This is a genomic window from Runella aurantiaca (genome assembly GCF_003339505.1).
Taxonomy (GTDB): Bacteria; Bacteroidota; Bacteroidia; order Cytophagales; family Spirosomataceae; genus Runella; species Runella aurantiaca.
In genome coordinates this window covers 44329-70409 of sequence record NZ_QPIW01000009.1, presented here as the reverse complement: position 1 = coordinate 70409, position 26081 = coordinate 44329, and the positions used below count along the sequence as shown (strand labels likewise).

Annotated in this window: 30 protein-coding genes; 18 read left to right on the top strand and 12 right to left on the bottom strand. The window is 42.0% G+C overall.

The annotated features are described in order from the left end of the window. Positions 1–35: 35 nt before the first annotated feature. Positions 36–746: a hypothetical protein gene (locus DVG78_RS12895; protein WP_114461491.1), complete on the top strand. Its 711-nt coding sequence runs from the start codon at positions 36–38 to the stop codon at positions 744–746. A gap of 117 nt (positions 747–863) precedes the next feature. After that, the gene (locus DVG78_RS12890; protein WP_114461490.1) at positions 864–4229 is read left to right on the top strand and encodes a VCBS repeat-containing protein; all 3366 of its coding nucleotides are present in this window, start codon (positions 864–866) and stop codon (positions 4227–4229) included. Between the two features lie 73 nt (positions 4230–4302). On the opposite strand, the gene DVG78_RS12885 is transcribed toward DVG78_RS12890, so the two are convergent. Both DVG78_RS12885 and DVG78_RS12880 read right to left on the bottom strand, forming a co-directional pair. Continuing rightward, a complete protein-coding gene (locus tag DVG78_RS12885) occupies positions 4303–4566 on the bottom strand; it encodes a GlsB/YeaQ/YmgE family stress response membrane protein (RefSeq protein ID WP_114461489.1) in 264 nt (87 codons plus the stop codon). A 93-nt stretch (positions 4567–4659) separates the two neighbouring features. After that, positions 4660–5778: a DNA polymerase III subunit gene (locus DVG78_RS12880; RefSeq protein WP_114461488.1), complete on the bottom strand. Its 1119-nt coding sequence runs from the start codon at positions 5776–5778 to the stop codon at positions 4660–4662. Between the two features lie 241 nt (positions 5779–6019). Here DVG78_RS12880 and DVG78_RS12875 point away from each other — a divergent pair, with 241 nt between their 5' ends. Both DVG78_RS12875 and DVG78_RS12870 read left to right on the top strand, forming a co-directional pair. Further along, entirely contained in the window at positions 6020–6427 is a 408-nt protein-coding gene (locus DVG78_RS12875) for a hypothetical protein (RefSeq protein ID WP_114461487.1), read from the top strand. 90 nt (positions 6428–6517) lie between these two features. Then, positions 6518–6823: a helix-turn-helix domain-containing protein gene (locus DVG78_RS12870; protein WP_114461486.1), complete on the top strand. Its 306-nt coding sequence runs from the start codon at positions 6518–6520 to the stop codon at positions 6821–6823. A 21-nt stretch (positions 6824–6844) separates the two neighbouring features. Here DVG78_RS12870 and DVG78_RS12865 read toward each other — a convergent pair whose 3' ends face one another. Continuing rightward, positions 6845–7126 carry a helix-turn-helix domain-containing protein gene (locus DVG78_RS12865; RefSeq protein WP_114461628.1) on the bottom strand — a complete coding sequence of 94 codons (282 nt, stop codon included), beginning with the start codon at positions 7124–7126 and terminating at the stop codon, positions 6845–6847. 51 nt (positions 7127–7177) lie between these two features. Here DVG78_RS12865 and DVG78_RS12860 point away from each other — a divergent pair, with 51 nt between their 5' ends. Beyond that, positions 7178–7591 (top strand): hypothetical protein, encoded by a 414-nt coding sequence (locus tag DVG78_RS12860; RefSeq protein ID WP_114461485.1) that lies wholly within the window; start codon positions 7178–7180, stop codon positions 7589–7591. Positions 7592–7610: 19 nt separating this feature from the next. After that, entirely contained in the window at positions 7611–7907 is a 297-nt protein-coding gene (locus DVG78_RS12855; protein ID WP_114461484.1) for a helix-turn-helix domain-containing protein, read from the top strand. A 270-nt stretch (positions 7908–8177) separates the two neighbouring features. Here DVG78_RS12855 and DVG78_RS12850 read toward each other — a convergent pair whose 3' ends face one another. Further along, positions 8178–9002 carry a DDE-type integrase/transposase/recombinase gene (locus DVG78_RS12850; RefSeq protein ID WP_229598217.1) on the bottom strand — a complete coding sequence of 275 codons (825 nt, stop codon included), beginning with the start codon at positions 9000–9002 and terminating at the stop codon, positions 8178–8180. A 2-nt stretch (positions 9003–9004) separates the two neighbouring features. Next, positions 9005–9310 carry a transposase gene (locus DVG78_RS12845; RefSeq protein WP_114461483.1) on the bottom strand — a complete coding sequence of 102 codons (306 nt, stop codon included), beginning with the start codon at positions 9308–9310 and terminating at the stop codon, positions 9005–9007. 47 nt (positions 9311–9357) lie between these two features. Between DVG78_RS12845 and DVG78_RS30640 the strand changes: the two genes are divergently transcribed. From DVG78_RS30640 to DVG78_RS12830, 3 genes are all read left to right on the top strand, one after another. Next, on the top strand, positions 9358–9765 hold the full coding sequence (locus DVG78_RS30640; protein ID WP_510186799.1) for an IS3 family transposase: 408 nt from the start codon (positions 9358–9360) through the stop codon (positions 9763–9765). Positions 9766–9899: 134 nt separating this feature from the next. Then, the gene (locus DVG78_RS30635; RefSeq protein ID WP_147277071.1) at positions 9900–10157 is read left to right on the top strand and encodes an integrase core domain-containing protein; all 258 of its coding nucleotides are present in this window, start codon (positions 9900–9902) and stop codon (positions 10155–10157) included. A gap of 53 nt (positions 10158–10210) precedes the next feature. Then, positions 10211–10471 carry a hypothetical protein gene (locus DVG78_RS12830; protein ID WP_114461480.1) on the top strand — a complete coding sequence of 87 codons (261 nt, stop codon included), beginning with the start codon at positions 10211–10213 and terminating at the stop codon, positions 10469–10471. Between the two features lie 52 nt (positions 10472–10523). Here the strand turns inward: DVG78_RS12830 and DVG78_RS12825 are convergent, their stop codons facing one another. Then, on the bottom strand, positions 10524–11060 hold the full coding sequence (locus DVG78_RS12825) for a DsrE family protein (RefSeq protein ID WP_114461479.1): 537 nt from the start codon (positions 11058–11060) through the stop codon (positions 10524–10526). A gap of 121 nt (positions 11061–11181) precedes the next feature. Here DVG78_RS12825 and DVG78_RS12820 point away from each other — a divergent pair, with 121 nt between their 5' ends. Beyond that, on the top strand, positions 11182–12252 hold the full coding sequence (locus tag DVG78_RS12820; RefSeq protein WP_229598216.1) for an agmatine deiminase family protein: 1071 nt from the start codon (positions 11182–11184) through the stop codon (positions 12250–12252). Between the two features lie 80 nt (positions 12253–12332). Here the strand turns inward: DVG78_RS12820 and DVG78_RS12815 are convergent, their stop codons facing one another. Continuing rightward, positions 12333–12845, bottom strand: a complete 513-nt coding sequence (locus DVG78_RS12815; protein ID WP_114461478.1) for an FKBP-type peptidyl-prolyl cis-trans isomerase — start codon at positions 12843–12845, stop codon at positions 12333–12335. 44 nt (positions 12846–12889) lie between these two features. Next, positions 12890–13417: a GNAT family N-acetyltransferase gene (locus DVG78_RS12810; protein WP_114461477.1), complete on the bottom strand. Its 528-nt coding sequence runs from the start codon at positions 13415–13417 to the stop codon at positions 12890–12892. Between the two features lie 255 nt (positions 13418–13672). Here DVG78_RS12810 and DVG78_RS12805 point away from each other — a divergent pair, with 255 nt between their 5' ends. Then, the gene (locus DVG78_RS12805) at positions 13673–14266 is read left to right on the top strand and encodes a 2OG-Fe(II) oxygenase (RefSeq protein ID WP_199563243.1); all 594 of its coding nucleotides are present in this window, start codon (positions 13673–13675) and stop codon (positions 14264–14266) included. A gap of 257 nt (positions 14267–14523) precedes the next feature. Then, complete coding sequence (locus tag DVG78_RS12800; RefSeq protein ID WP_229598215.1) at positions 14524–15411, top strand: alpha/beta hydrolase; 888 nt, start codon at positions 14524–14526, stop codon at positions 15409–15411. 66 nt (positions 15412–15477) lie between these two features. Here the strand turns inward: DVG78_RS12800 and DVG78_RS12795 are convergent, their stop codons facing one another. Both DVG78_RS12795 and DVG78_RS12790 read right to left on the bottom strand, forming a co-directional pair. Then, a complete protein-coding gene (locus DVG78_RS12795; protein WP_114461474.1) occupies positions 15478–16377 on the bottom strand; it encodes a glycosyltransferase family 2 protein in 900 nt (299 codons plus the stop codon). Positions 16378–16547: 170 nt separating this feature from the next. After that, positions 16548–18869, bottom strand: coding sequence for a glycoside hydrolase family 65 protein (locus tag DVG78_RS12790; RefSeq protein WP_114461473.1), 2322 nt, complete (start codon positions 18867–18869; stop codon positions 16548–16550). Between the two features lie 401 nt (positions 18870–19270). Here DVG78_RS12790 and DVG78_RS12785 point away from each other — a divergent pair, with 401 nt between their 5' ends. From DVG78_RS12785 to DVG78_RS12760, 6 genes are all read left to right on the top strand, one after another. Beyond that, positions 19271–19927, top strand: coding sequence for a Crp/Fnr family transcriptional regulator (locus tag DVG78_RS12785; protein ID WP_114461472.1), 657 nt, complete (start codon positions 19271–19273; stop codon positions 19925–19927). Positions 19928–20077: 150 nt separating this feature from the next. Next, entirely contained in the window at positions 20078–21148 is a 1071-nt protein-coding gene (locus DVG78_RS12780) for a DUF4848 domain-containing protein (RefSeq protein WP_114461471.1), read from the top strand. Between the two features lie 107 nt (positions 21149–21255). Continuing rightward, positions 21256–22116, top strand: coding sequence for a DUF4249 domain-containing protein (locus DVG78_RS12775; protein WP_158550021.1), 861 nt, complete (start codon positions 21256–21258; stop codon positions 22114–22116). Between the two features lie 18 nt (positions 22117–22134). Then, the gene (locus DVG78_RS12770; RefSeq protein WP_114461469.1) at positions 22135–24462 is read left to right on the top strand and encodes a TonB-dependent receptor; all 2328 of its coding nucleotides are present in this window, start codon (positions 22135–22137) and stop codon (positions 24460–24462) included. A gap of 65 nt (positions 24463–24527) precedes the next feature. Then, complete coding sequence (locus DVG78_RS12765) at positions 24528–24998, top strand: hypothetical protein (RefSeq protein WP_147277070.1); 471 nt, start codon at positions 24528–24530, stop codon at positions 24996–24998. Beyond that, on the top strand, positions 24999–25370 hold the full coding sequence (locus DVG78_RS12760) for a hypothetical protein (RefSeq protein WP_114461467.1): 372 nt from the start codon (positions 24999–25001) through the stop codon (positions 25368–25370). Between the two features lie 164 nt (positions 25371–25534). Here the strand turns inward: DVG78_RS12760 and DVG78_RS12755 are convergent, their stop codons facing one another. Continuing rightward, a complete protein-coding gene (locus DVG78_RS12755; protein WP_114461466.1) occupies positions 25535–25828 on the bottom strand; it encodes a type II toxin-antitoxin system RelE/ParE family toxin in 294 nt (97 codons plus the stop codon). Next, the gene (locus DVG78_RS12750; protein WP_114461465.1) at positions 25825–26046 is read right to left on the bottom strand and encodes a hypothetical protein; all 222 of its coding nucleotides are present in this window, start codon (positions 26044–26046) and stop codon (positions 25825–25827) included. The genes DVG78_RS12755 and DVG78_RS12750 overlap by 4 nt, the downstream gene beginning before the upstream one ends. Positions 26047–26081 lie beyond the last annotated feature (35 nt).

Below are 26081 nucleotides of genomic sequence, written 5' to 3'. Positions count from 1 at the left end.
TTTATTAAGAAATATTATTCCTAAAAACAGAAATCATGAAAACAGGCATTATTTTATCGGTCATTTTTGGAGTTTTTTCGTTGGTGTTAAAGGCGCAAGACACCAAAACAATCAGAGTAAAAGCCGATACCGACCTCAAATACGCCATTCCAGTAGCTGAACGGTATCGATATCCTCAATTCAAAGAGGGGACAGTATCTTTTTTCAACGCTGCTCCCGCAACCGCGAAACTCAATTACAATTTTCAGCTGGGAGAAGTACAATTTCTTAGCCTAACCAAAGACACCTTATCCTTGGCCAATGAACAAAGCATTAAACAGATTCAAATTGGTGAAAATACCTTTTACTATGACGTTGCCCACGGGTATGTAGAGCGTATGGCTACGTATCCCAAAGCTTACTTAGTGGTCAAAACCATGTTTAAAGTAGCCGCCGTCGAAAAAATGGCCGCCATGGGTAAATCCTCCGCCACGTCGTCCATTAGAGAAGTCAACATGCTCTCTACGGGCAATAGTTCGGTCCAGAAACTTGCCTCAAAAGGAGACATAGTGTTTTCAAAAGAAAAAATGTATTTTTTGATGGACTTAAACCACCGATTTTACAAAACAACCAAAGGAGGATTTTTGAAGCTCTTCCCGACCCATAAAAAGGCCATTGAAGACTATTTCAAAGTCGAAAATCTTGACCTAGAAAATGAAGACCATCTCAAAAAAATACTTCAATTTTGCAGTGAATTATCCCAATAAATGAATATTCGTCATTTGCTATAACCATTCATTTTTACTCAATTTGTACTCGCTTTGTGCGCCAAAAGGCGCTTTGAGACCTCATTAAATTTTTTAGCTTTATTTTATCTTCTATTGATGAAACATCTTACACTGCTCGCAGGGTGCATCATTGTGTTGTTCATATCGACAAGTTGCCAAGAACAAAAAGATACCCAAACGGAAGTAACCGAACCCACGCTTTTCACCCTGCTGACTCCTGAAAAAACCAATGTCGATTTTCAAAATATCATCAATGAAGGCCTCAATACCAACGTGTTGATGTATGAGTATTTTTACAACGGCGGCGGCGTTGCGGTGGGCGATTTGAACGGTGACAAACTGGAAGACCTTTACTTTACCGCCAACCTCAGCGCCAACAAACTCTACCTCAACAAAGGAAAAATGCAGTTTGAAGACATCAGCGCCGCCTCGGGAGCCGCCGGGCGCGAAGGCCCCTGGAAGACTGGAGTGACCATGGCAGATGTCAATGGCGACGGAAAATTGGATATTTTCGTTTGTCATTCGGGCAATCTTCCCCTGGAAAAGAAAGCCAATGAGTTGTTTATCAATCAGGGCAACAACGCCCAAGGCATTCCAACATTTCTAGACCAAGCCGTAGAGTATGGCCTAAACGACCCTTCATCGAGCACAAATGCCTACTTTTTCGACTACGACCACGACGGTGACTTGGACTTGTTTTTACTCAACCACAACATAAAGTCCCTGCCCGTTTTGAATGAATCCAACAGCGCAGAATTCAACAAACAAGACGACCCCGTAAGTGGCTCTCGGCTTTTTCGGAATGAAGGCAAACGTTTCGTTGATGTCACCACCAAAGCGGGTATCAACAGTTCTCCCCTCTCCTACGGTCTGGGAGCGGGTATCGCTGATTTTAACCAAGACGGCTGGCCAGATATTTACGTCAGCAATGACTATACCATCCCGGACCATCTTTACATAAATAACAAAAAAGGTGGTTTTGTGGACCAACTCACAACCGCAATAGAACATACCTCTCATTTCTCTATGGGCAATGACGTAGCCGATGTGAACAACGACGCCACGCCAGATATTTTCACACTTGATATGTTGCCCGAAGAAAATCGCCGTCAAAAACTCCTCATGGCCCCCGACAACTATGAGAAATTTGACATGGTAGTCCGGTCGGGTTTTCATAAGCAGTACATGCGGAATATGTTGCAGTTGAATACCCCCCTCCCAACCTCTCCTCAGTCAGGGGGAGGAGTAGCATTCTCAGAAATTGGTCAACTTGCAGGGGTTTCAAACACCGATTGGAGTTGGGCGGCGCTTTTTGCCGATTATGACAACGACGGATGGAAAGACCTCTACATTACCAACGGCTACCTGCGCGACTACACCAACCTCGATTTTCTGAAATACATGAACGATTTTCAGCAAAACCAACCCAACATTGGGCGGCAGGATGTGCTGAATCTGGTGCAGCAGATGCCCGCATCCAACGTGGTGAATTACCTCTATAAAAACAACAAAGACCTGACGTTCAAAAATGTTGGGATGCAGTGGGGATTGGGACAAAATTCCAACAGCAACGGAGCCGTTTATGCCGATTTAGACAACGACGGTGACTTGGATTTGGTGGTCAACAACGTAAATCAGTCCGCATTTATCTACCAAAACGAAGCCCAACAATTGCTCAAAAATCACTACCTAAAAGTGACATTAGTGGGCAATGAACTCAACCGTTCGGGCATTGGGACAAAGGTTATTTTGTACCAAAAGGGCCAAACCCAGTACCTAGAGCAAATGCCCATGCGTGGGTATCAGTCGAGCGTTTCCAACGTACTGCATTTTGGATTAGGCAACGCCATAACGATTGATTCTCTAAAAGTACTGTGGCCCAACGGCAAACAACAGCGCCTTTCCAACGTTAAAGGAGACCAATGGCTAACCCTGAACGAAAAGGACGCAAAGGAAGCCATCGGTGCGTCTGCTCCTAAAAAACCTCTGTTTAAAGAAACTCCATCAGGCATCAGTTATGCCCAACCCGCTTTAGCCTACAATGATTTTAAAAGGCAGATTCTGATGGTCAATCCGCAATCATACGTGGGTCCGGCACTGGCCAAGGCCGATGTCAATGGTGATGGCTTAGAAGATGTATTTGTTGGCGGCGGTAACGGACAGGCAGGGGCCTTGTTTTTACAACAAAAAGGTTCTACGCCACGGTTCGTCAAAAAACCACAAGCGGCTTTTGAAATCGACGCCAAAAGCGATGCCTCCGACGCGGTATTTTTCGACGTCAACGGTGATGGTTCTCTCGATTTGTATGTTTGTCACGGGGGCTATGCCAATTTTGAGCCCAATGATGCTTTGTTGCAAGATGCGCTGTATTTCAATGACGGAAAAGGCAATTTTACCAAAAACCCAGCCGCTCTTCCGCCCATGCCTGTCAGTACAAGTTGCGTCCGGGTGACTGACTTAAACGGGGACCAAAAACCCGATTTATTTGTGGGTGGACGCGTGGTGCCCGGTAGTTATCCCGAAATTCCCCCCAGTTTTATTTTGCTCAACGACGGCAAAGGCAATTTTAAAGATGCCGCCGCTTCTGTGGCCCCTGAGCTTCAAAAAATTGGCATGGTGACCGACGCCGCTTGGCTCGACCTCAACGGAGATAAAAAATCCGAATTGATTGTGGTAGGAGAATGGATGCCTTTGACGGTTTTTGAAAACAATAACGGTAAACTGGAGAACAAAACCGATAAATACTTTGACCGAAACTACAGCGGTTGGTGGAATAAACTGCTAGTGGACGACTTCAACAACGACGGAAAAATGGACTTAATTGTCGGGAATTTGGGGCTCAATAGCCAAGTGAAAGCCTCGCCCGAACAACCCGCCGAACTCTATTTCAAGGATTTTGACCAAAACGGCCGCATTGACCCCATTTTGTGTACGTACATCCAAGGAAAAAGCTACCCTTACATCACCCGCGACGAATTGATTGGACAATTACCCATCATGGGCAAGCGGTATCCTGATTACAAAACATATTCTGACGCTACGCTCAAAGATGTATTTACATCATCAGAGCTTGAAGGTGCCACGCGACTGGAAGCCAATCACTTGGCTACTACTTGGTTTGAGCAAGGCCCTGCTGGAAAATTTACGGCCAAAAAATTACCCATCGAAGTCCAGACCTCTCCCATTCACGCCCTGATTTCATTGGATTATGACAAAGACGGAAAAAAGGATTTGCTCCTTTGTGGCAATCAACTCCGCACCCGTCTCCGTCTCGGGCAGTACGACGCCAATTTTGGTACGTTGCTCCACAACAACGGCAACGGAACGTTTAGTTATGTTCCCCAGCATAGCTCTGGTTTTTATATCAATGGCGAAGTAAGAGGCATTTTATCCATAAACAACGAATTGTTGTTTGGAATAAATCAAGGTGTGCTTAAAACATACCGCAAAGAAGGGATATAAAATAAAAGTCATCGGTCAACTAAGATTGGCCGATGACTTTTATTGGTAATTTTCAAAATAAAACGATTTTAACTTACTTTTTGGCAGTAAGGCTTCGGTATAAAATAATCGCTAATAAAATAATGGCGGCTCCACTAAAAGCTTCCAAAACCCGGCTTATGAAGTCCGGCAACCCGAGCATGGTGTGAAATTCTCCGTCAAAGAGATACCCTCCTACAAAAGCCCCTGCAATACCCAATAAGATTTGATAAAGGGTCGAAAACGAAAAACGTTTGAAGGCTAAATCTGCCAACCACCCGGCAACGGCCCCAACGACGATGGTGATGATGATATTCATTATGATTGAAAGTTTAAGAGTGTTTGCCCTTCAAGACCGTTTAATTGCCCAAAAGTCACCTTTAACTGCCTTTCTCTTAAAAAAAACAGTTGATTAGCCGCGCATCGTTCGGGCTGCCGTCAATGAAATATCCAGAAACAACACTTTGGCGCGGGCGTTGCGTTCGAGGTGATAGTAACCGTCGGTGATTTCCTGAATCAGTAACTCGATGGCTCCTGGGTTGACAGCCTTCCCAAATTTTTGCACAAAACTCAGCTCTTCATCCTGCAACCGTAGCAATTCTTCCACGCCGTTTTGCCACAAAAACAAATCCCGAAACAGGTTGAGGGTATAGTCGAAAATCCCTTTTTGTTTTTCTTTGCCCAATGTATCAAATTCATCCGCAAGTTTGACCAAGGACACAAAATCGCGCGAGTAGCATTTACGCATCCATTGCGCAAACCACGCGTGGCGGTCGTCTTCCGTCTCGTTGGTCAGACGCATGGCCTCGGCAAGATTTCCTTCGCAGAGGTACGCAATCTGCCGCGCCCGTCGCTCATCAATCCCTTTTTGGGCCAAAAACTGCGTCACTTCCTCATCCGTAAAGGCACGAATGGCTACCCGCTGTGTACGTGAGATAATGGTAGTCAATAACTTGTCTGATTGACTGGAAACAATCAAAAACAGCGTCTTTTCGGGCGGTTCTTCCAGAATCTTCAACAGCGCATTGGCCGCCTGTACATTGAGCAATTCGGGTTGCCAAAAGAGCATAATTTTAAACTCCCCCTCAAACGCTTTGAGTGACAGCTTACTAACAATACTCCTCGATTCTTTGATGGGAATAATTCCCTGCTGATTGCCCGTGGCGTTGATGTATGCCAACCATTCGGGGAGCGCTCGGTAAGGATGTTCTTCCAAAAAAGCACGCCATTTGGGCGTTAGTTCACCCAATAAATCCTCTCCTTCTTTGGGAGTACGAGGCAATGGAAAGATATGATACACATCGGGGTGGACCAACTTACGCATCTTGGAGCAGGAAGCACAACGCCCGCAGGCATCGTCAGGCTGACGGTCTTCGCAATTGACAAAGGTGGCAAACGCCCACGCCAACGCAATGCCCGCCCCGCCCACTGGCCCGTCAAAAAGTTGGGCGTGCGCTACGTGGTTATTCTGTACGGAGCGAATCAGCGCCCGCTTGGTATCGTCGTGACCGAGTATATTCTTAAAAAGCAAAATAGAAGCAATTGGATGTTGGCTGTAAAATTAAAGAATGTCGGCTTGCTTTGGGCGGATTTGGCGGGAAATTATAATGTAAATGTACAAGGGCTGGCTTTACAACTGTTTTTCGGACGTTTATTTACCTTCGCTGGTAGGGATAAAGATAAACTGTGTTCCGGAACGCTCTACTCTACTTAATTGCTCTTTCGACAATTGTATGTATTTTACTTATAAGTAAAATAATTATCTTTGTGGTATGAAATTTGAAATTGTAGAACTGGACGAATTTTCGGGGGTAAAAGCAAGTATTTATTCTGTTTTTATAGACGATGCCAATACCACATTATTTGACCAATTTGTTCAGGAAAACGAGACGCTGTATCCAGATGAATTAGGTTCTATTCTTGACAGACTCGAAATCATCGGGCATTTTACAGGGGCAAGAGAGCACTATTTCAAACTCAATGAAGGGACACTTGGCGACGGGGTCTGCGCTTTGTATGACTCTCCCGATAAGAAACTCAGACTCTACAGCATACGCTATGGCAGTACCTGTATCGTACTTGGAGGAGGAGGCAACAAAAATGTAAGGGCATTGCAGGAAGATGAAAAACTAAAACAGGAAAACTATCTACTCCGATACATTTCTAAAAAAATTACTTAAGCATTTAAAACAGGAGATTTGTGGTGGTCTGCTGACCAAAATCGTTTGGAAGGAACATTTATTTTTGAAGATTAAAACGTTGATAATCAAATGGAAACTCAAGCAAAAAAATATCGTAGTAAAGTTGTCGCTGATTTTTTGGCACAAAGAGACCCAGCACAATTTAATAAAACCAAACGTACTATGTTGTTGGCAGCGTTGATTGATGAGGCCCTCAAAGCAAAAGGTTGGAGCAAAAAACAATTGGCCGAGGCGATGCACAAAAACCCATCGGAAGTAACTAAATGGCTTTCCGGTACGCACAATTTTACATTGGAAACCCTGTATCTAATAGAGTCTTACTTAGACACTACGCTATTTATTATTCCCGCCTCACCTCATTTAGAACCGGCTTAATACCCAAAAATATCTATCCACCTACCGTTTGATAAATAATAGCCAAAAACTAGGTAGATTCCCTTGAAAATCCATTTTTTCAAACTGAAAAAGCTCTGATACCTCAATCTCCAAAGCTTGGGCCAAGGCGTAGGCTATGCTGATGGTGGTGTTGACCTCGCCGCGTTCGATGTTGCCGACTTGGTTTTTGGAGAGGTTAGCACGAAAATAAAGTTCCTCTTGGCTCAGACCTTTCGATTCTCGGAGCCTAGGAAGGTTTGAGCCAAAGCGTTTGAGTGAGCTATTATCACGGATTTTTGTCACAACTGACCTCATAATTGAAAACTAATTACCCATTATTTAATTCTCAGTACCATGCCACAAAATATTACTATCAACAGTTTAGTCCCTTTTTTAGAGAATAATTTAACTGTCAATCCAAATGCGACTTTCATTGGTATTGATTTTGGTACATCTACGACTGTCGTATCAATGGCTTACTGGGAAGGAAAAACAATAAAAGTTGAACCTCTTCGACTAAATCAAAAGTTAAAAGAAGGTGGCATAGAAACATCGGACTTAGTTCCCACTGTAATTGCATATTTAGGTGGTAATAACCTGCTTATTGGTAAAGGAGCAGCCGATTTAAAATTTGAGCTCAAAAAAGGCAAGAATGTTTGGTACTCTTTTAAAATGGAGCTGGGAGAGGATATTGGGGATAAATATTTTGAGAGTATAGTGCTCCCCAAAAACTGGACAACTGTAATAAGTAAAAATCAATTAACTTAGAACTACGAAATGTCCAACTATGGCAAAGTTATCTCGACGCGTTCACGACGCACAATTCAAAACAAAAGTTGTCTTAGAGGCTCTGAAGGGGCACAAGACATTGGCTCAATTAAGCAGCGAATATGGTATTCATGCCACACAAATAACTCTCTGGAAACAACAGGCACTGGAAGGATTACCTTCGCTGTTTGCCGGAAAAAGCAATGTAGATTTATCAGCTCAAGAACGAGAGCAAATCGAAGCTCCTCTTTTTCAACAAATTGGTCAATTAAAAGTAGAAAACGATTACCTGAAAAAAAAATTACGGACGAGTTGATAGCAGATTTACGCCTGTTAATTGACCCTTTGCACCCCGAGTTAAGCATTAATCAACAATGCTCCCTATTGGGTTTAGCTCGTTCAAGCTATTATTATCAGCCGGTTGGGGTGTCTATGGAAAACTGTGCTGACCGATAAAAACTGGACAAAAAAGCGTCCCTTATTTTAGAGAATGGGAACTCGGTTAATGGGATTGCTTTTCATGTCGATTCCTTTTTGAAGAAGGAACTCGGCAGGACTCAGAAAATTGATTCCGCTATGAATTCTTTCAAATCGGAGCGCCGAAGCGATTATAGAAATCACGGAATTGATTCATTATTTCTTTTGCATCGCTTATATTAGCAAACTCAAACTTCTGACAGACAGCGCTTTCCATGATAGAATGATACGATTCAATATGGCTGTTCTGCTGAGGTGTGGCAGGTTTTGTAAATTCCTGAACAACCTGTTTGTCTTTGAAATACTTTTGAACCATTTCGGCGATGAATTGTGCCCCGTTATCGCATCGTACATACATTTTGTCAGGAATTATCATGTATTGAAATATTCTTTCAAATAAGCTAATAACATCTTGATATTTAATGGAATAACCGATGTGATGGCTGATATTCCAACGGGAATAAACGTCTAAAACGGTCAAAACCTGCATATTTCTGTTTTGTCCTGCAACCCATACGAATTTAATATCAAATTCAAGGTAGCAGAAGGCGGCCTCCACTTGTGGTAACAAATCTTTGACCCAGTTGCGTTTAGACTTTTTCGAGCTGTTAACATATTGACTTCTAAGTAATTGATGGCTTTTCATGAGCCTATAAACCAAATGTTTACTGATTTTCAATTGCTTCTTTCTTCGCAAGTAGATGTAGGTTTTGTAATAACAGTAATCAACAAATGGGTGATTGAAAAGCTGATGAATATATTCAATTATTATCTCTTTAGCAATAACTTCCCCATTCTTATCAACTGCTTTTGCATAGGGTTTACGACCCTGTTTTCCTTCAGAAGGCCGGTAGTAATAACTGCTTCGAGCAATATAGCATAGGGCCAACACTTTATTTTTAGGAAAGTGGGTTTGAATGAATTCCTGTGCCACTATCAACCGCTCTTGTTGAGTGGGGAAGTTTTTTTTAACAGGGCGTCTTTTATACGAATTTCAAGTTCTTTCTCGGCTACCAGTTCTTTAAGTGCTTGATTTTCCCGTAAAAGACGATGATACTCTTTGATTGAAACAGAAGTCTCAACCTCTTTTACTGTGGCTGAAGAGGAGTCAGATGCCCATCGGTAAATCATAGAGGTCGAAACCTCAAATTGACGGGAAGCAGAGGTGACTCCGTGTTCTTGGTAATACTGGAGGATGGCTTTTTTCTCGCTTTCGCTCCAATGTCTGCGGTGTTTGCTCATTTGAACTACAAGTTAAGAGATTCCCTTAGCTTAGTGTCCAAACTTTTATCGGGCTGGAAAGAAACCTGGCCTTGATGAAGCGAATTGATAAACTCTTTACCGATCGGCCGGAAATGGGCGTCAGAAGGATGCATCAGGAATTAATTGATTCTGGAAATCTATTGAATATCAAAAGGATACGGCGACTGATGCGATTAATGGGGCTGGAAGCTGTTTATCCCAAACCTAATCTGTCTAAACCTGCTGAAGGTCATAAAATCTATCCGTATTTACTGCGCGACGTAGTTGTAGAGTTTCCTAATCAGGTCTGGTCAACAGACATCACGTATATTCCAATGGCTAACGGTTTTTTGTATCTGTGTGTCATTATAGATTGGTTTAGTCGATTTGTTTTAAGTTGGCGACTTTCAAATACGTTATTGCGGGGTCGCCCGTGCGATAGATTTTTGCATTGAAGCTCTACAGGAAGCACGAAATAGATGGGGAGAACCGAAAATCTTCAATTCAGACCGCGCGGGCGGCCCCGCAAGGAAGTCAGTTTACAAGTTCTAAATTTCTTAACTGTCTTACTGCTCATACACAAATAAGTATGGACTCAAAAGGACGAGCTCTGGATAATATTTTTGTTGAACGACTATGGCGTACGGTAAAGTATGAGCATATCTATTTACATGCTTATAAGGATGGTTTGTCTTTACAGCGCGGTCTTACGGAGTATTTTCATTTTTATAACTATATTCGTAAACACCAAGCATTAGGCTATCAAACACCTTCTCAGTGGTATATTCAAGCTGAGAAAAAAGGGGAAAGTACAATTAATGAACAGTATGATTATCTCTTAAAGTAACTCAGAAGTTGTCCAAACTTTGGGGAGCAGCATAACTTCAGAATGTTATTAGTATGATTCTTGGTATTCTGAAATCTGAGTTTTTAAAAATTAAAGAGTATAAAATTTTAGTCACTTTATTAGCTTATTTTTTTGGTTACAAGACTTTTTATAATGAGTTTTATAAAAAAGAGCAACTTCGCTTTTTTATAAAAAGAGAACATAATACTGTTGAACCCTTATTAAAACAACAAGAGAGTGAGAAAGAATCAAAAAGTAAAAAGACCAAAAAGAATCCAAAGAGTACTACTCTCCGTAAAAAAAAGGGGGCGTAGTTACAAATACCTCACTTTTTTTGATGAAGCACTTGAAACAGGCTTTTTTTCACTAAGGTATCACCATCACATACCCCTTCGACTGTAACGTAGTCATCAGCAGCATGGCCGAGAGCGTCACTTTGATGTTGGGATTGCGGGGTTCTTTCTCCATTTTACGCATGTAGAGAGATTGTCCACAGATATATATTTTGACACCGTTGGCGGTCAACTCGTTGATAAGGGTGGTATTGGGATTGGGCATCCCGTATTTTTTCTTGTAGGCTTCGTCGCTCAAAATCAAGGGTGTACCCAAAAAATGAACCACTGCCACCACGTCTAAATTCTCTCTGGGAATCCCCGCCGATAGATGCAGATTGACTAAACGTGCAAGTTTATCTAAGGTAGCATTGACAGAATCTGGCTTATCGGCGCCTTTGGAGATTTCATACAATACCTTGTATTTCATCTTTTTATCGGCAATAGGCTCCGCCTCTGGCACTTCAAACATGCTGCCACCGCTCTTGATAAAAGGAAATTTTTTCTGCGCCTGACTGGCAAAACTAATAAAAAAGAAAAGAGCTAAAAGAGAGTAAAAGCTGGTACGCATGGGGTAGAAAGGTTTGTAAATGAATGTAATTTTTCACTAAATATAAGGGTATTTTGGGAAAGCGGGTGACAACTTGCGCATAAAACAATCTACAATTCTCACTATTTTTGCGCCGCAAAACATGAAACAGCATATCAGCAATATGTCAAATCAATCCACGCCCAAACAACGGGGCTTTTTTTTTCCCGCCGAATGGCACCCACACCGCGCCACTTGGCTGAGTTTTCCGCATACGGAGGCTTCTTGGACATACGAACGTCAGCCGAAAATGCTTCCTGCGTATCTTGAATTTATCAAAACCATCAGCGAAGGCGAAAAAGTGTGCATCAATGCCCACAACGAAATCGTGAGACAAACCATACAGCTCCAGTTGCTCAACGCGGGGGTGGACATGAATCAAATCGAATTGCCACTCCACGCCACCAACGACTCATGGTGCCGCGACCACGGGCCGGGTATTCTCATCAACCCTGACACTAATCAACGTTTGGTGTTGAATTGGGGCTACAATGCATGGGGTGGAAAGTATCCTCCTTTCGACAACGATGACCTGATTCCCGTAGCCATCGCTCATTATTTAGGGTTGGAGTACGTCACACCGGGCATCATCATGGAAGGCGGCTCCGTAGAGTTCAACGGTAAAGGGACTGTGATGACGAGCCGGGCGTGTTTGTTGAACGAAAACCGCAATCCGCACCTCAATCAAGGACAAATTGAGCAGTATCTGTGCGATTTTTATGGAGTAGAGCAGGTTCTTTGGGTGGGCGATGGCATCGTGGGCGACGATACCGACGGACACATTGATGATACCGTTCGGTTTGTGAACGAAGATACCGTGGTGACCATTATTGAAGAAAATAAATCGGACGCTAACTACGAAATCTTGCAGGAAAACCTGCACGAATTGAAGCAAATGCGGTTGCTCAACGGCAAACAACTCAACATCGTGGAGTTGCCGATGCCAACGCCTGTATACAGTGATGAGCTGCGATTACCAGCCTCCTACGCCAACTTTTACATCAGCAATGCCGCCGTCATTGTACCCACGTTTCGCTGCGCCAATGACCAACGCGCGTTAGACATTCTGAGTCAGTGTTTTACCGACCGAAAGGTGGTGGGAATTGATTCAACCGAAATCGTGTGGGGCTTAGGAAGTTTTCACTGCCTGAGTCAGCAGGAACCTATTGTGTAAACTACGTCGGAGAGGTTTTAAAACAACAATGTCGGCGAGGGTTTAAACGGGGGCGCCCAGCCCTCGCCGACGTTAGCCTCTTAGTGATGCACTCCGCCGTCACCGTGGACGTGGCCATGCTCCAGTTCTTCGGCCGTAGCAGCGCGCACTTTGTGTACTTTTCCCACAAAATGCATTTCACGTCCGGCCAATGGATGGTTAAAATCCATCAAGACAAACTCTTCGTCAATTTCAACGATTTGTCCCATCAAACGATGACCTTCTTCGTTGGTCATCGGAACCATATTGCCTACTTGGAGGATGTCATCCTGAAGCTTGCCATCCACTTTGAATACTTCCAAAGGAATCTCCGCAACGGCTTCGGTGTCATAATCTCCGTAACCCTGTTCTGGGTCTAATTTAAAGTCAAAAGTATCGCCTTCGGCAAGACCATTCAAGCGGTCTTCAAATGCTTCGGGAAGGCCACTCATGCCTTGAATAAAATACATAGGTTGGTCATCACCAACGGTTTCGACCATTTGCCATTCGTCGCCGTCGTTCAAAAGACTCAGTTCGTAGGTTACCGCTACGACTTGATTAGGTGCTATTTTCATTGATACAAATTTTTAGCAAACCTACGGTTTTTCGGGAGTGATACCTAATTTGCGTTTAATTTTCGCCACAAAATAAGCCCTTCATTTTCACTTATTTGCTCAAAACCCGCTTTCATCAAAACCCGTTGTGAATTGACCAGCGCCACGGGGGTATGGGCAATCAACGCCTTTAGAGCACGGTTTTTAAACACCCATTCTGCCAGACATTCGAGCGCTTCGGTGGCAATGCCCTGCCCCCGAAAAGACTGGTCGATTCCGTAGCCAATTTCTGTTTCGCCTTGGTCATTGGGCAGGCCTGCCACGCCGATTCCGCCAGCGACGCAATTCTCTGGTTTGTACACGATGAGCCAATTGGTAAACCATTCATATCGCGAGGCGTTGGCGGCGGTTTCGGGCAGCCAATAATTGGCCAAGGCATCATCAAATTCCTTCTGAAAATATTCTTCCATCTGCATTGGGCGCGAAACCAGCCCCAACGAGCGTTGAAGCGCGTCGTAGTCGGCCGCGTGTAGTTGCAATTGGGTAGTATTGAGCGGAATTAACCGCAAACGAGTTGATTCTAACTGAAACATGGGAAAAATTAGTTGGACGTAAACAATACAGTTATGCTTTGTGAAATGTATCCACAAAGTAATCAAAGCGGCTCAGCGCCGTTACGCCACCCTATCAGGCAATGAGATGAAAGTTGTGAGTTGCAGAGGCAATAAAGTTAGATTGCGTAACAAAGGTAAAAAAATGTCTACTTTTGAGCAAGGATAGCAACAATGCTTCTCCCCTAACCGTTGAGAGTCATTTGTTGGAAGACAACTTGGTTATCAATACAAACGATGGAATTGTTTGATAATGTGATGGATAGTCTTTCCGAGCAAAGCTACGGAGTGATTGATTCTTTTCTGACCACCGAAGAAATAAACGACTTGGTCATCAATCTCAGAAAACGCCATGCGGCGGGCAGTTTTAAAGACGCTGGCATCGGACAAGGCAGTGCCCAGCACGTTCAAATTCGGGTTAGAGGCGACCAAATTTTGTGGTTGGAGGAGTTTTCGGTCGTTGAAATAGAGCAGGTTTACTTCCAAAAAATCAACGCGCTGATTCAAAGCCTCAATCAAAGCTGTTATTTGGGACTGAAAGATTTTGAGTTTCACTACGCATTGTACCCCATCGGGACTTTTTACAAGCGCCACCTCGACCGTTTCAAAACCGATTCGCACCGCAAAATATCAGTCGTCTGTTATTTGAATGAGGATTGGCAGGCCACCGACGGCGGCGAGTTGGTGATTTATTTGCCCAACAAACCACCCGTCAAAATCTCCCCCATTGGCGGAAGGCTGGTTTGTTTTGAAGCCGATGTATTGGAGCATGAGGTTCTTCCCGCTACGCACGAGCGCCTCAGTTTGACGGGCTGGCTCAAAACCTATTGATAAAAGTAAAACCCCAAAACCTAACCATAAACAACTGATAATCAGAAACAAAAAGCACATTTTGACACATTTTTATTCTCCATTTTTCCAGCACCCATGAACCAATATTTATAAAATAGGTTAGCTTTTATAAGTTGATTACTTTATATGAAATACAAAAATAAATTCCTTTGTTTTTCAACTTCCTAACCGTTATGCCGCGCTGTTATCGTTTAGTTTTCGTTTTACCATTATTATTTTTTAGCCTGCATTCCACCATGTCGCGTTCCCAAACCGTCATTTCTCTTTGGTCCAATGGACAGATGCCCAATGATTTACAAAATCGTTCAATTCATGAAAAAATCGAAGTAGGCAACGACGGTATTTTACGAATCAGCAACATTGTTTTTCCCACGCTTTCGGTCTATGTTCCTACCACTCCCAATGGAGCGGCGGTGATGATATGCCCTGGCGGTGGCTACGCCATCGAAGCATCGGGCCATGAGGGTGTAGATGTAGCGAAGTGGTTCAACAGCATCGGTGTGACGGCATTTGTGTTGAAATACCGATTGCCCGACGATAAACTTTGGTCTAACAAACACGAAGTAGCCCTTCAGGATGCCCTTCAGGGCATTAAAATAATTCGAGAAAGTGCCGATAAATACAAAATTGACCCCAATCGTATTGGGATTATGGGCTTTTCGGCAGGGGGACACTTGGCCGCCACGGTCAGCACGCTTTGGCACCAAGCCAAAGAATTAAAAGGCTTCGAAAATCTGTCTGACACGCAAGTGTGTAAACCTAATTTCTCCATTTTGATGTATCCCGTGATTACTTCGGGACCATTTAAACACGCGGGTTCATTTGAAAGACTATTTGGAAAAACGCCTTCACCCGAACAATTAGAGCATTATTCGGCCGAAAAACAGGTATCTGCCCAAACGCCACCTACCCTACTCGTCCACGCTACTGACGATAAAGGCGTACCCGTAGAGAACAGCATGTTGTATTATGACGCCCTTCGCAAACTTCGGATTCCTGCGTCCATGCTACTTTACGAAAACGGTGGGCATGGGTTTGGACTGGCAAAAAAACTCAAAGGCTCGGTGCACAGTTGGCCCGAAAGCTGCCATCAATGGCTGGTTGGAATGGGATATATTCAATAAAACGGCAATAATCACAAAGAGGCGCGGCCTTTGATGCATTGTGTTCATCAAAGGCCGCGCCTCTTTTTACCAAAAGTATAATCGAATTCGGTCTAAAAGCACTTTAAATTTAAACCGAAATAGGTCTGAATTGGAAGTAAATGAATTTGACACAGCAAAACTTGTACTGTTTTTACTGTAAAAATTGAGGTAAAAGTCGTAGAAAGTTCGGGCAGTTACGCCCCATTTTCTTAAAAATTGCTTCCTGCCGGGGTTATGGGAAATACGGCTAACGGACTTAGAACCAAAATGATAGACCAAACTATTGCCGATTCCCTTAAAATTCCGAATGCCTACTTCCCACATTTTACGGCTGATGTCAGGGTCAGAATACATACCCGGACTGAATTCAATGCTGAATCCACCAATCAGGTTCCACGTATGGCGGTGCATCACGCTGGGCGGAAATGAAGCCCCCTGCCAATCAGCCACGGCCAAGTTCTTATATTCTTTCAACAGTTTATTTTCCTGAAAATTTTGCAGTGAATCGCCATAATCATGGCCCCCGATTACGTAACCGTAGGGATTGGGATGCCGCTCTATCTGCGTACCTGAAAAATAAAAATCATCTTTTCCGTAGTCCTTAATGGCCTGATACAGATGGGTATCCCAGTCGGGGCAGGCATACATATCATCGTTCATGTAGAGCACATAATCCGCTTGGGTTAACGAAAAAGCGGCGTTACAGCCCATACATATTCCTACATTTTCGGCTGAAATACTGTAATCTATCCCTTCTTTTTTGGCCCATTCGGGCGTACCGTCTTTGCCTTCATTGATGTGCAAAACAATTTGATGAGGATACGCAGAGTTTTGGCGGATGCTCCTGATGCAAGTTTGTAAATAAGACAGATTATTCCACGTAGGAATGATGATGGAAAACAAAGGCGACGGGGATGCCTTCGAACTTTTTACATATTCGATCATGACAGAAGTAATAATGGTGGTGGTGTAACATACAATCTATAAGCCCCTACGCACAACAACTTCAATTTGTTGCACACAACCCCCATTTTTTTACCAAAACCCACACTCGCCTTAAAAAATAAACGCCGACAAGATTAATCCTGCCGGCGTCCGTAAAAAACGATTTATATCTACTTTTTTACCGCGATTTCAAGCATTTTCTGTCCATTTGCTTCAAGTTCAACCAAGTTTCCGTCAACGACAAACGACACGGGCTGGTTTGAAAAATTCTCCACTTCTATGGCTTCGGGCTTGACCGAAACCCGAATTATCTGCCCTTTGAAAGTAATCCTAAACGAATATCCTTGCCATTGGTCGGGCAAATAAGGCGCAAACGAAAGCACGCCATTTCGAATCCGCATTCCCGCAAAACCTTTGATAACCGACATCCACGTTCCAGCCATACTCGTAATGTGCAGGCCATCTTCTGTATCGTTGTTGTAATCGTCGAGGTCGAGGCGCGAGGTTCGCAGGTACATTTCGTAGGCTTTTTCTTTGTAACCCAACATCGCCGCCAAAATCACGTGTACACACGGCGACAGCGACGACTCATGCACGGTCATCGGCTCGTAGAAATCAAAGTTGCGACGGATGGTGTCGAGGTCAAAATCTTCCTCAAAGAAGTACAGCCCCTGAAGCACGTCGGCCTGTTTGATAAAACAACTGCGCAAAATCCGATCCCATGACCATTTTTGGTTGATGGGCCGGTGTTCAGCGATGTCATGTACGGTCAATAATTCTTTATCCAGAAAACCATCTTGCTGCAAATACACCTGCCGCTGGGCGTCATAGGGGAAATGCATATTGTCAATGATATGCTGCCATTTAGCCGTTTCGCCTTCAAAATCAAAATTGATTTTTTGCAACAATTCACTCACTTCTAACTTGTAGCGACTGACGCCTTCCAACGTAAACCGCAAACACCAGACCGCCAGATAGTTGGTGTAAAAGTTATTATTGACGTTGTTTTCGTATTCATTGGGGCCCGTCACGCCGAGCATCACGTATTTTTGCTTATCGCTCGACCAATTGACCCGCTGCGCCCAGAAACGCGCAATGCCAATCAATACTTCCAAACCGTATTCGGCCAAATAACCCTCATCGCCAGTGTGCCGAATGTAATCATAAATGGCATACGCAATGGCACCATTGCGGTGGATTTCCTCAAAAGTAATTTCCCATTCGTTGTGGCATTCTTCGCCCGTCATGGTCACCATCGGGTACAGAGCAGCGCCGTCTTTAAAGCCCAAATTAGCCGCATTTTCGATGGCTTTTTGTAAGTGTTTATGGCGGTAAATGAGCAAGTTACGCGCTACTTTTTGGTCGGCAGTCGCCAAATAAAAAGGCAAACAGTAGGCTTCCGTATCCCAATAAGTACTGCCGCCGTATTTCTCACCCGTAAAGCCCTTAGGGCCGATGTTGAGGCGGTCATCCTCGCCGGTGTAGGTTTGTTCGAGTTGGAAAATATTAAAACGAATGCCCTGCTGCGCGGCATCGTCGCCTTCAATGACAATGTCGTTTTTGTCCCAACGCTCCGCCCAGGCTTCTATCTGCTCGGCCTTCATTTTCGCAAAACCTTTGTCGGCAATTCGCTCAACATAGGCCTTAGCGTTAGCGAGTAACCGGTCGGTCGGGTGATTTAAAGATGCCAGATTAACGGCGTATTTATACAACGCCACTTCTTCACCCGCTTTGGCTTCTATTTCTACCTTGCAGGCCACAAACTTCTCCGCCTTAACGGGTTTAGATTGAAAATCAACGGGTTCGCCATTAAGCGTAAGGTCTATTTTCATTCCAGTACAGACGTTGAAAAGCTCCGTCTTAAACGGCGTATCCTTGGTTCGCATTTCGAGATACGCTTCTCCAAAGGCGGTTTCCTTACGGATTTCGTCCCAGAATTTTTCGCCGTAATTGGAGTCTTTGTTGCTTATATCCCCGTCCAAGTAAGGCGTGAGGGTGATTTTTCCGTCAAAATTAAGCGGTGTAATAGCGTAGCGAATCGCGCCCGCTTCGTCGTCGACAATGCTACAAAACCGCTGAGAATGAACGCGTACCTGCTTCCCGTCCGACAAGGTCGCCACGAAGGTACGCTCCAATATACCCTCTTTCATGTTGAGTACCCGCGAATATTCGGAGACGGGACAAAGTCCCAAATCAAGCGTTTCACCGTCGATTTGCACGTCAATTCCAATCCAATTGCAGGCATTGAGGACTTTGGCGAAGTAGCGCGGATAGCCGTTTTTCCACCAACCTACGCGGGTCTTATCGGGATAAAAAACCCCCGCTACGTAGTTTCCGAGCAGGGTTTTTCCCGTAAACTTTTCCTCAAAATTACCTCGTTGCCCCATGCGGCCGTTGCCAAGGCTCGTGAGGCTTTCGGTGATTTCGTTGTATTCGGCATAAAAGCCATCTTCAATAATACACCACGGATCGTGCTTTATATAATTTTTCATCGGGACAAGGTCAGTTGAAGCCCAAAAGTAGAAATTTACAACGAAGGTTTTTGTATCTATTTTGTCATTAATTAACAATGTGTTGACTCTTTAAGGCAAAAACAGCTCACTGGTTTGAACCTAAGCAATTGTACTTTTTTACTTATTCCTCCTCTTCAAAAGCCCCTGCTTTTTGAGTACGCAACGCATTTTTTTGTATTATTCAACATACTTTTCTGCATTCATAGTGCATTAAAACAATCATTTCACCGGCAAATAGGTAGGTTTCACCGATATTATAGCCCTTAAACACCATGTGCATTTTTTTAAACCGTTTATTTTTTTATAATTTTATCAGTCTTACTCTTCTGTATGAAAAGCGCTCGAAATTGAATTTTTTCAATTAAAAGGCTTATCAATTCATGTCACCATTTTTTTTAGGAACAGCACCATTTGTTTCTGGCGAGATTTTTGAAACTATTGAGAGATACGCATCGCAAACCGACGACTGTAAAGACGCATTTGCAAAATGTCTCGACATTCATTCACTTTCAGAGCTGGAATTGCTCGTCCAAGAAGGGCACACCAACGACCGTATGTATTGGATTGAATCAGGGTTAGTACGTTCTTTTTATGATACTGATACTGATACTGATACTGATACTGATACTGATACTGATACTGATACTGATGATATAACGACGGGTCTTTACCAAGAAGGAGATTTTTTTTGCGCGTTCAGCAGTTTTTTTTCTCAAAAGCCCTCCACAGAATCTATCTGTGCCGAAGAGCCTAGCGTTTTGTATTCGATTAGTTTTGAGGATTTGCAACGCCTTTTTGGCCTGTATCCAGAGCTAAGCCACGCTTTTTGCGGTTTGTACGGTCATTTGTTAGAATTACATCACGCACGTACGGCTTTGCTTCGTTATCGTACGCCCCATGAGCGATATGAAGCATTTTTGGCACATCATCCACATTTACCCAATCGCCTGAAGGTAAAGCACATCGCCTCTTATCTCGGCATTCACCGCGTGACGTTGTGCAAAATCCGAAAGCAGCTTACCCACAAAAAGGCATAATTTTTGACCCTTCCTGCATTTGGTAGTTTAAACTACCTTGGGTTTTAAAAATAGTTATTTGATTTGTAACAAGTAAGCCCCCCAAACATCTTGGCGGACGTGGGAGGCTTATGAGTCTAATCGTTTCATAAATTAAACCAACACAAAAGTATGAAAAAGTTATGTACTAACGCATCAATTAGCGTTACATTAGTAATGCTCCTATTTGGAGCCTGTCAGAACGACAAAACAACACTGCCAAATCCTGAACAAGTAACTCCTCAAGCTGCTTATCTTCGATTTGAGAAGCCAGAGGATTTTAAAAAAGCACTAATGGAAACGTCTAAAATGAGTAGAGAAGAACTTGATGCTTGGGATAGGACAAAGGATTTTGTCTCATTACGGAGTATTTATGAACAAATTGTAGATGAAGAGAGTGCCGCGTTTGATGCAGAAGAAAAAATGATTCAAAAGAATCCGATGCTGGTTAAAACGCTAAAGCACAAAAACAGTAATAAGCTTGATGAAGTTAAAAGCTTGGTCAAGGTAGATAACTCCGGTATTGAACTGAATTTATATGATTCAGATTATGCTAATTTGCTGAATAAAGACGGTGTTGTGAAAATAGGAAAATCATTGGTAAGATACGGGTCTAACTACATTAAAGTGGTTTTGGACGGTGATTATTCACAAGTAACTAAATTATCCACAATAAATGAAAAAAACCAAACACCGAATCTTCGCTACTTTCCCGTTCGTATTACCTCCAAACAGCTAATACCTAATGGTCGTCCTACAAATAATTTTCAATATTGCTCTGATTATAATGATAACCATGATTATAATATGCAAGCTTGGTCAGATGGTTATTATGAATGGTATACTATTGTGGGATATGGTATTACTACTGTTTCTACAGTAGGAGCAAAAATAAAGATGATACTTAGAAGAAAAGGTTGGACCGGTCAATGGACAAACCATAAAACAACTTCATATAGTGTAGGAGGAACTTGGGGTTTTACCCATAATTTAGATTCATATTGGCCTGGGCTTCCATCTTCTCCTAGTGGACCCAATACAATCACATTAGGAAGTGGATTTGATGGCCATACTTCTGAACCTGCATATCATTTTTATTATAACCAGGCATATAATCTAAACACAGGATTTAACAGTACTTTTGACATGACGGGTACACAGAATTTTTCCTCGTTGGAATGTAGTTGTACAAACAGTTTTTAAAATCAGAACCAACGGGCTGACTGAATATTGTCAGCCCGTTGGTTCTATATAATTAATAAGCCCTGAAAATAATGATTCGAACAAAGAGCAAAATGATTCTATTGTTTATGACGGCCTCAATCTTAACAGGTTGCATCAGAAATATTGACATTCCCTATCCCGATTACAAGCCTCAAAAAGTATTAATGGGAACTTTAGAGCCAAACAAACCCATTTCTATTCGTTTAAGTAATACGTTACCCGTTACAAGTACGGATACGGTCTATCCGCCTATTACAAATGCAAAAGTTTTGTGTTTTGAAGATGGCATATTATTAGGTGAATTATCACATCAAAAAGATGGAATATATTCTTTAGAAAAAACACCCAAAAGCAAAAGTATTTACAAAATACAGGCCTCAATAGATTCAGAAATGATTACGGCTACCGATACGATGCCATCTCCTATTAATTTTAGCGTAGAACTTACAAAAGATAATTTGCAAAATGTGAATTATAATCCTGATTTTAAATTAGAAATTCAGCGAGAATCAAAAAGTTATAATTGGTTTTCTATTACATATTACCGGGCGAGTCCCCCGGTAATTGTACGTCCTCAACCCTTTTTTTCAGAATCGGTCTATTTAGATTTATTTAACAGTTCTAAATCTTTAAACGGAAAGACTTTACATGGTTTTAATATTCGAATAAAGCCCGAGTATATAGGCAAATTAGCTATTGAAGGAGTACCCGGAAACCAATTTAATAAAGACAGTTCCCTATACGTTCAATTTTTAGATGTCAGTTACAGTTACGACCGCTACTTAAAAACAGCAATTGTAGCGTGGGAAAATCGAGTGAGTAACAATGAAGGAGGATTAAACAATCCTTTCTATGAACCTGTTACAATTTACTCAAATGTAACAGGGGGAATTGGTATTCTGGGATCGGTACAGACCCGATTAGTAGTAGTAAAACGGCCAAAATAATGTCCAATCAATAGGTTTATGAAAAGGAAGACAAGAGGTGAGATATTAATTACCATGCTTTTAGTAGCTGTATTTTTGGTTTTTTCAGGGGATTTATATGCTCAAAAAATAACAATCAGCGGCACGGTAAAAGACAAGCTTTCGGGAGAGAAACTGAATGGAATAAAAATATATGTAGGAAACAATTTTGTTGAAACTAACAAATTTGGGTATTATAATTTGCTGGTCCCTACTCAAAAAGCAATGGTTACCTTTTTTTCTGAGAACTACAAATCTCTGAATATCAATGTTCAAAATGACACTATTTTAAACATTGAATTAGAGAAACTTAACTTTGACTTAGAAGAGGTCGTTATCAAAGCTGAAAAAGATTCTTACGCTGATCGTCAGGGAAATTTTTCTTTACCTATTGAATGGATTAAAAAACGCCCTACCATATTAGGAGAAGCCGATATTATGAAGGCTATTCAGTTTTTGCCCGGTATTCAAGCAGGCACTGAAGGCACCTCGGGGATTTATGTCAGAGGTGGAAGCCCGGACCAAACCATGATATTGGTAGATGGTGTTCCTGTTTATAATGTATACCATTTTTTTGGCTTTTTCTCCGTATTTAATCCAGATGCAGTATCCGCAGTCAAAATATATAAAAATGATTTACCTGCACGATACGGTGGTCGTTTGTCTTCCGTCATAGACCTCACCATGAGAGAAGGTAATAATAAAGAAAGAAAAAGCAGTTTTTCAGTTAGTCCTATTTCGGGTAAGTTCAGTTTAGAAGGCCCAATCAAAAAAGGAAAGGCTTCGTATATCATAACAGGCCGAAAAACATGGCTAGATTTGATAACTACTTCACTCCAAAGAGCAACAAGTAATGGATCATTTCTAGCCTATAGTTTTTATGACTTAAATGCAAAAGTCAATTATGAATTGACGAAAAAAGACCACTTGTATATTAGTTTATACACAGGCCGTGATTTGTTTAAAAATCAAGATAAAATAGGAAATTTAGAATCTAATAAATATCAATTTGATTGGGGAAATCATACAGTAATCGGGCGATGGAACCGAATCATCAGTCAAAAACTATTCAAAAATACAACCCTAAGTTACACTAAATATAGCTATAACATTGAGAATGAAATAAAGTCGCGACGCGAGTCTTTTTATAGTAAAATCAGGTCAGATATTCGCGACTGGGCTATAAAAACTGATTTTGAATATTTACCTTCTGTTAATCACACTACCCGTTTTGGATTCAGCTTTACCAATCATCGTTTTGCTCCTGAGATATTACAGGTAAAAGAGGAAGGAACTACTCCTACTGTACAGGGACGTGAAAACCCTCCAGTTGATGTGCAGGATCTACAAAGCTACATTGAGCAAACTTTTCAGATAAACGCTCATTTAAACTTCAATGGCGGATTGCACTATAACGCACTATGGGTGAATAATAAGTTTTACCATAGCTTGCAGCCACGAATAAATGTAAATTATGATTTTTCAAAAAGTTGGGGCATTAGGGCCGCGTTCTTCAATACGTATCAATATTTGCATTTATTGACCAATTCGTCTTTGGGTCTGCCAACTGATCTGTGGGTACCTATTACTGATAAAATTCCTCCACAATCAGCGAATCAACTTTCGGTAGGTATCTCCAAAAAATGGGGCAGTTGGGTACTGTCGGCTGATTTGTATTACAAGAAAATGAATAATCAGTTAGAGTATGGAGAAGGTACTTCCTTTTTGAATGACTTGTCGGGGCGGTGGTTTGATAAAGTAGTGATTGGTACGGGCGAATCGAAAGGAATAGAGTTTTTCTTACAAAAAACACGCGGCAAAATGACCGGCTTTGTAAGTTACACACTTTCTAAAACAACACGAACATTTCAAGCCTTGAACGAAGGGGTATCTTTCCCTTACAAATATGATAGAACCCATAATTTGTCGCTCAATACGTCGTACAATTTCAACAAGCGGCGCGAATTATCTTTTGTATTCAGCCTTATGAGCGGTAGCCTTCTTTCCTTGCCTACATCCCGTTTTTCGGGAATACAACCCTCTTTATATGGCACAAATTTATCCATACAGGCAGCTTACTTAAATTATTTCAATCAATTGGGTGAATTGCCAAATCGAAATAATTTCAGGCTTCCTCTTTACCACCGACTGGACTTTAATTATCGGGCCTCTAAGCCCAAAAAACGAGGAGAGCGTACTTGGATTTTTTCTGTTTATAATGCTTATAATCGTCAAAATGCTTTCTTTATTTATCCTGAAAATGGAAAACTAAAGCAGTTTTCGCTGTTTCCCATTGTTCCTTCTCTTGGATATGAAAGGAGATTTTAAGTAGCATTAACACCCCTACAGGCTATCGTAAAGCCGAAAAAAGTTATCCTAAAAGCTATTCCGTAATGAAACTGTTCAACTGGAGTCTTTTGTTTCTGATGGTAGGGTACTTGCTGGTAGCGATGTTTTACCGACAAAAAGAAGTCGTTACCATCACCAATGTCGGAAAAGATACTACGTGGAACTTTACCCTGCATAAAGTCATCCCGCTCCAATTTGATTATCCTTATTACGTCTACATCGACGGGGAGTTAGATGAAGAAGTTGAAATAGATTTTTCGTTTACAGTTATGCATTACCATCCTACTAGTAGTGAAAAAAAAGAAAATCCACGCAACTATAAATACAAATATTGTTTACCCAAGGGCAAAGTGAAAAGGTACTATATGATTGAGTATGCTGCTCCGGAGACAAGTCACTTTATCCCCAAAAAAGCAAAAAAAGGGCACTTAACTTTTACCTATACTACAGGCTATCCTGAGGTCGAAAAAGACCGTTTAAGAGTCATTTCTAAGCCCCTCGATGATAAAAAATAAATGAAACTGTTTAAATGGAGTATACTTATTGCCGTCGTCGTTGCATTGCTCTACCCCCGCGAGCAACCTTTTGGTGAGTTTGAAGTCAATGACGTTTCCAAAGCGCATTACTTTGTGGATTCCGTCTCCACAGGCCGCCACGACAGTCACGCCCATGTGGATGTAAGCATTACAGGAGAAATAGATTCTAGCGCTACCATTTCGTACGCCTCCCTGCCAGAAAATTACGGGGGCTACACGTATGAACTGAAAAAAAGAGCCGTGAATATTTTTACCCAATATGATTTTTATGGCGGCGATAAAATTTGGATCAAGTTTGAACCCAAAGGCTCCAAAAAAGGAAAACTCAAGATTAAAACGCAAATTCATTAGGAGATTCATCGTTACAGGCTGCTGCTAAAACAGCCCGTAACGATGAAAACTATCCTGCCAAATACCCCCGAATATTCTCGACTACCTTATGCACCAATCGCGTGCGGGCCTTTCGACTATTTTTTGGATTAAACCGCCATAGATGGCAAAACCACAACGTATTTCTAAAACTGAATAGCATCAGGGTTAGTACGCGTATCAACGACCGATAAAATTAAAATCATCTTGTCGGTTACTTTATAAAAACAGGCAGCATTTTTATGAATTACACAACGACGCACATTGGGATTTGTATCTGATGCCTGAAACATAAAAGGCATAGATTCAATGAGCGAAAAGTGTTCTGATAAGCGAAGCAAAAATTCCGTTTTTGTACGATTTGAATAAGTATTTTCAAGAAAAAGTGCAATAGATTCAATATCCTCCTTAGCGGTATCAGTAATTACGAGTTCCCTCATTGCGCTAATAATTGTTTCAGATAGTCTTGAGCGGGCGTGTAATTGCCCACTTCTGCATCTACCAACCCTTTTGCTATCCTTTCTTTGACATGGGGCGATAAAGAATCCCAGAAATCAGTGTTTGTTTGTACTTTTTGGAAAGATATTTTCATGTATTGGAGAAGAGATTCCAATACTTTTTCCTGTTCTTGATTTACTTCTAAAACTAAAGTCGACATGGCGTTTTGCGTAAAGTGTTAACAAATATAATAAA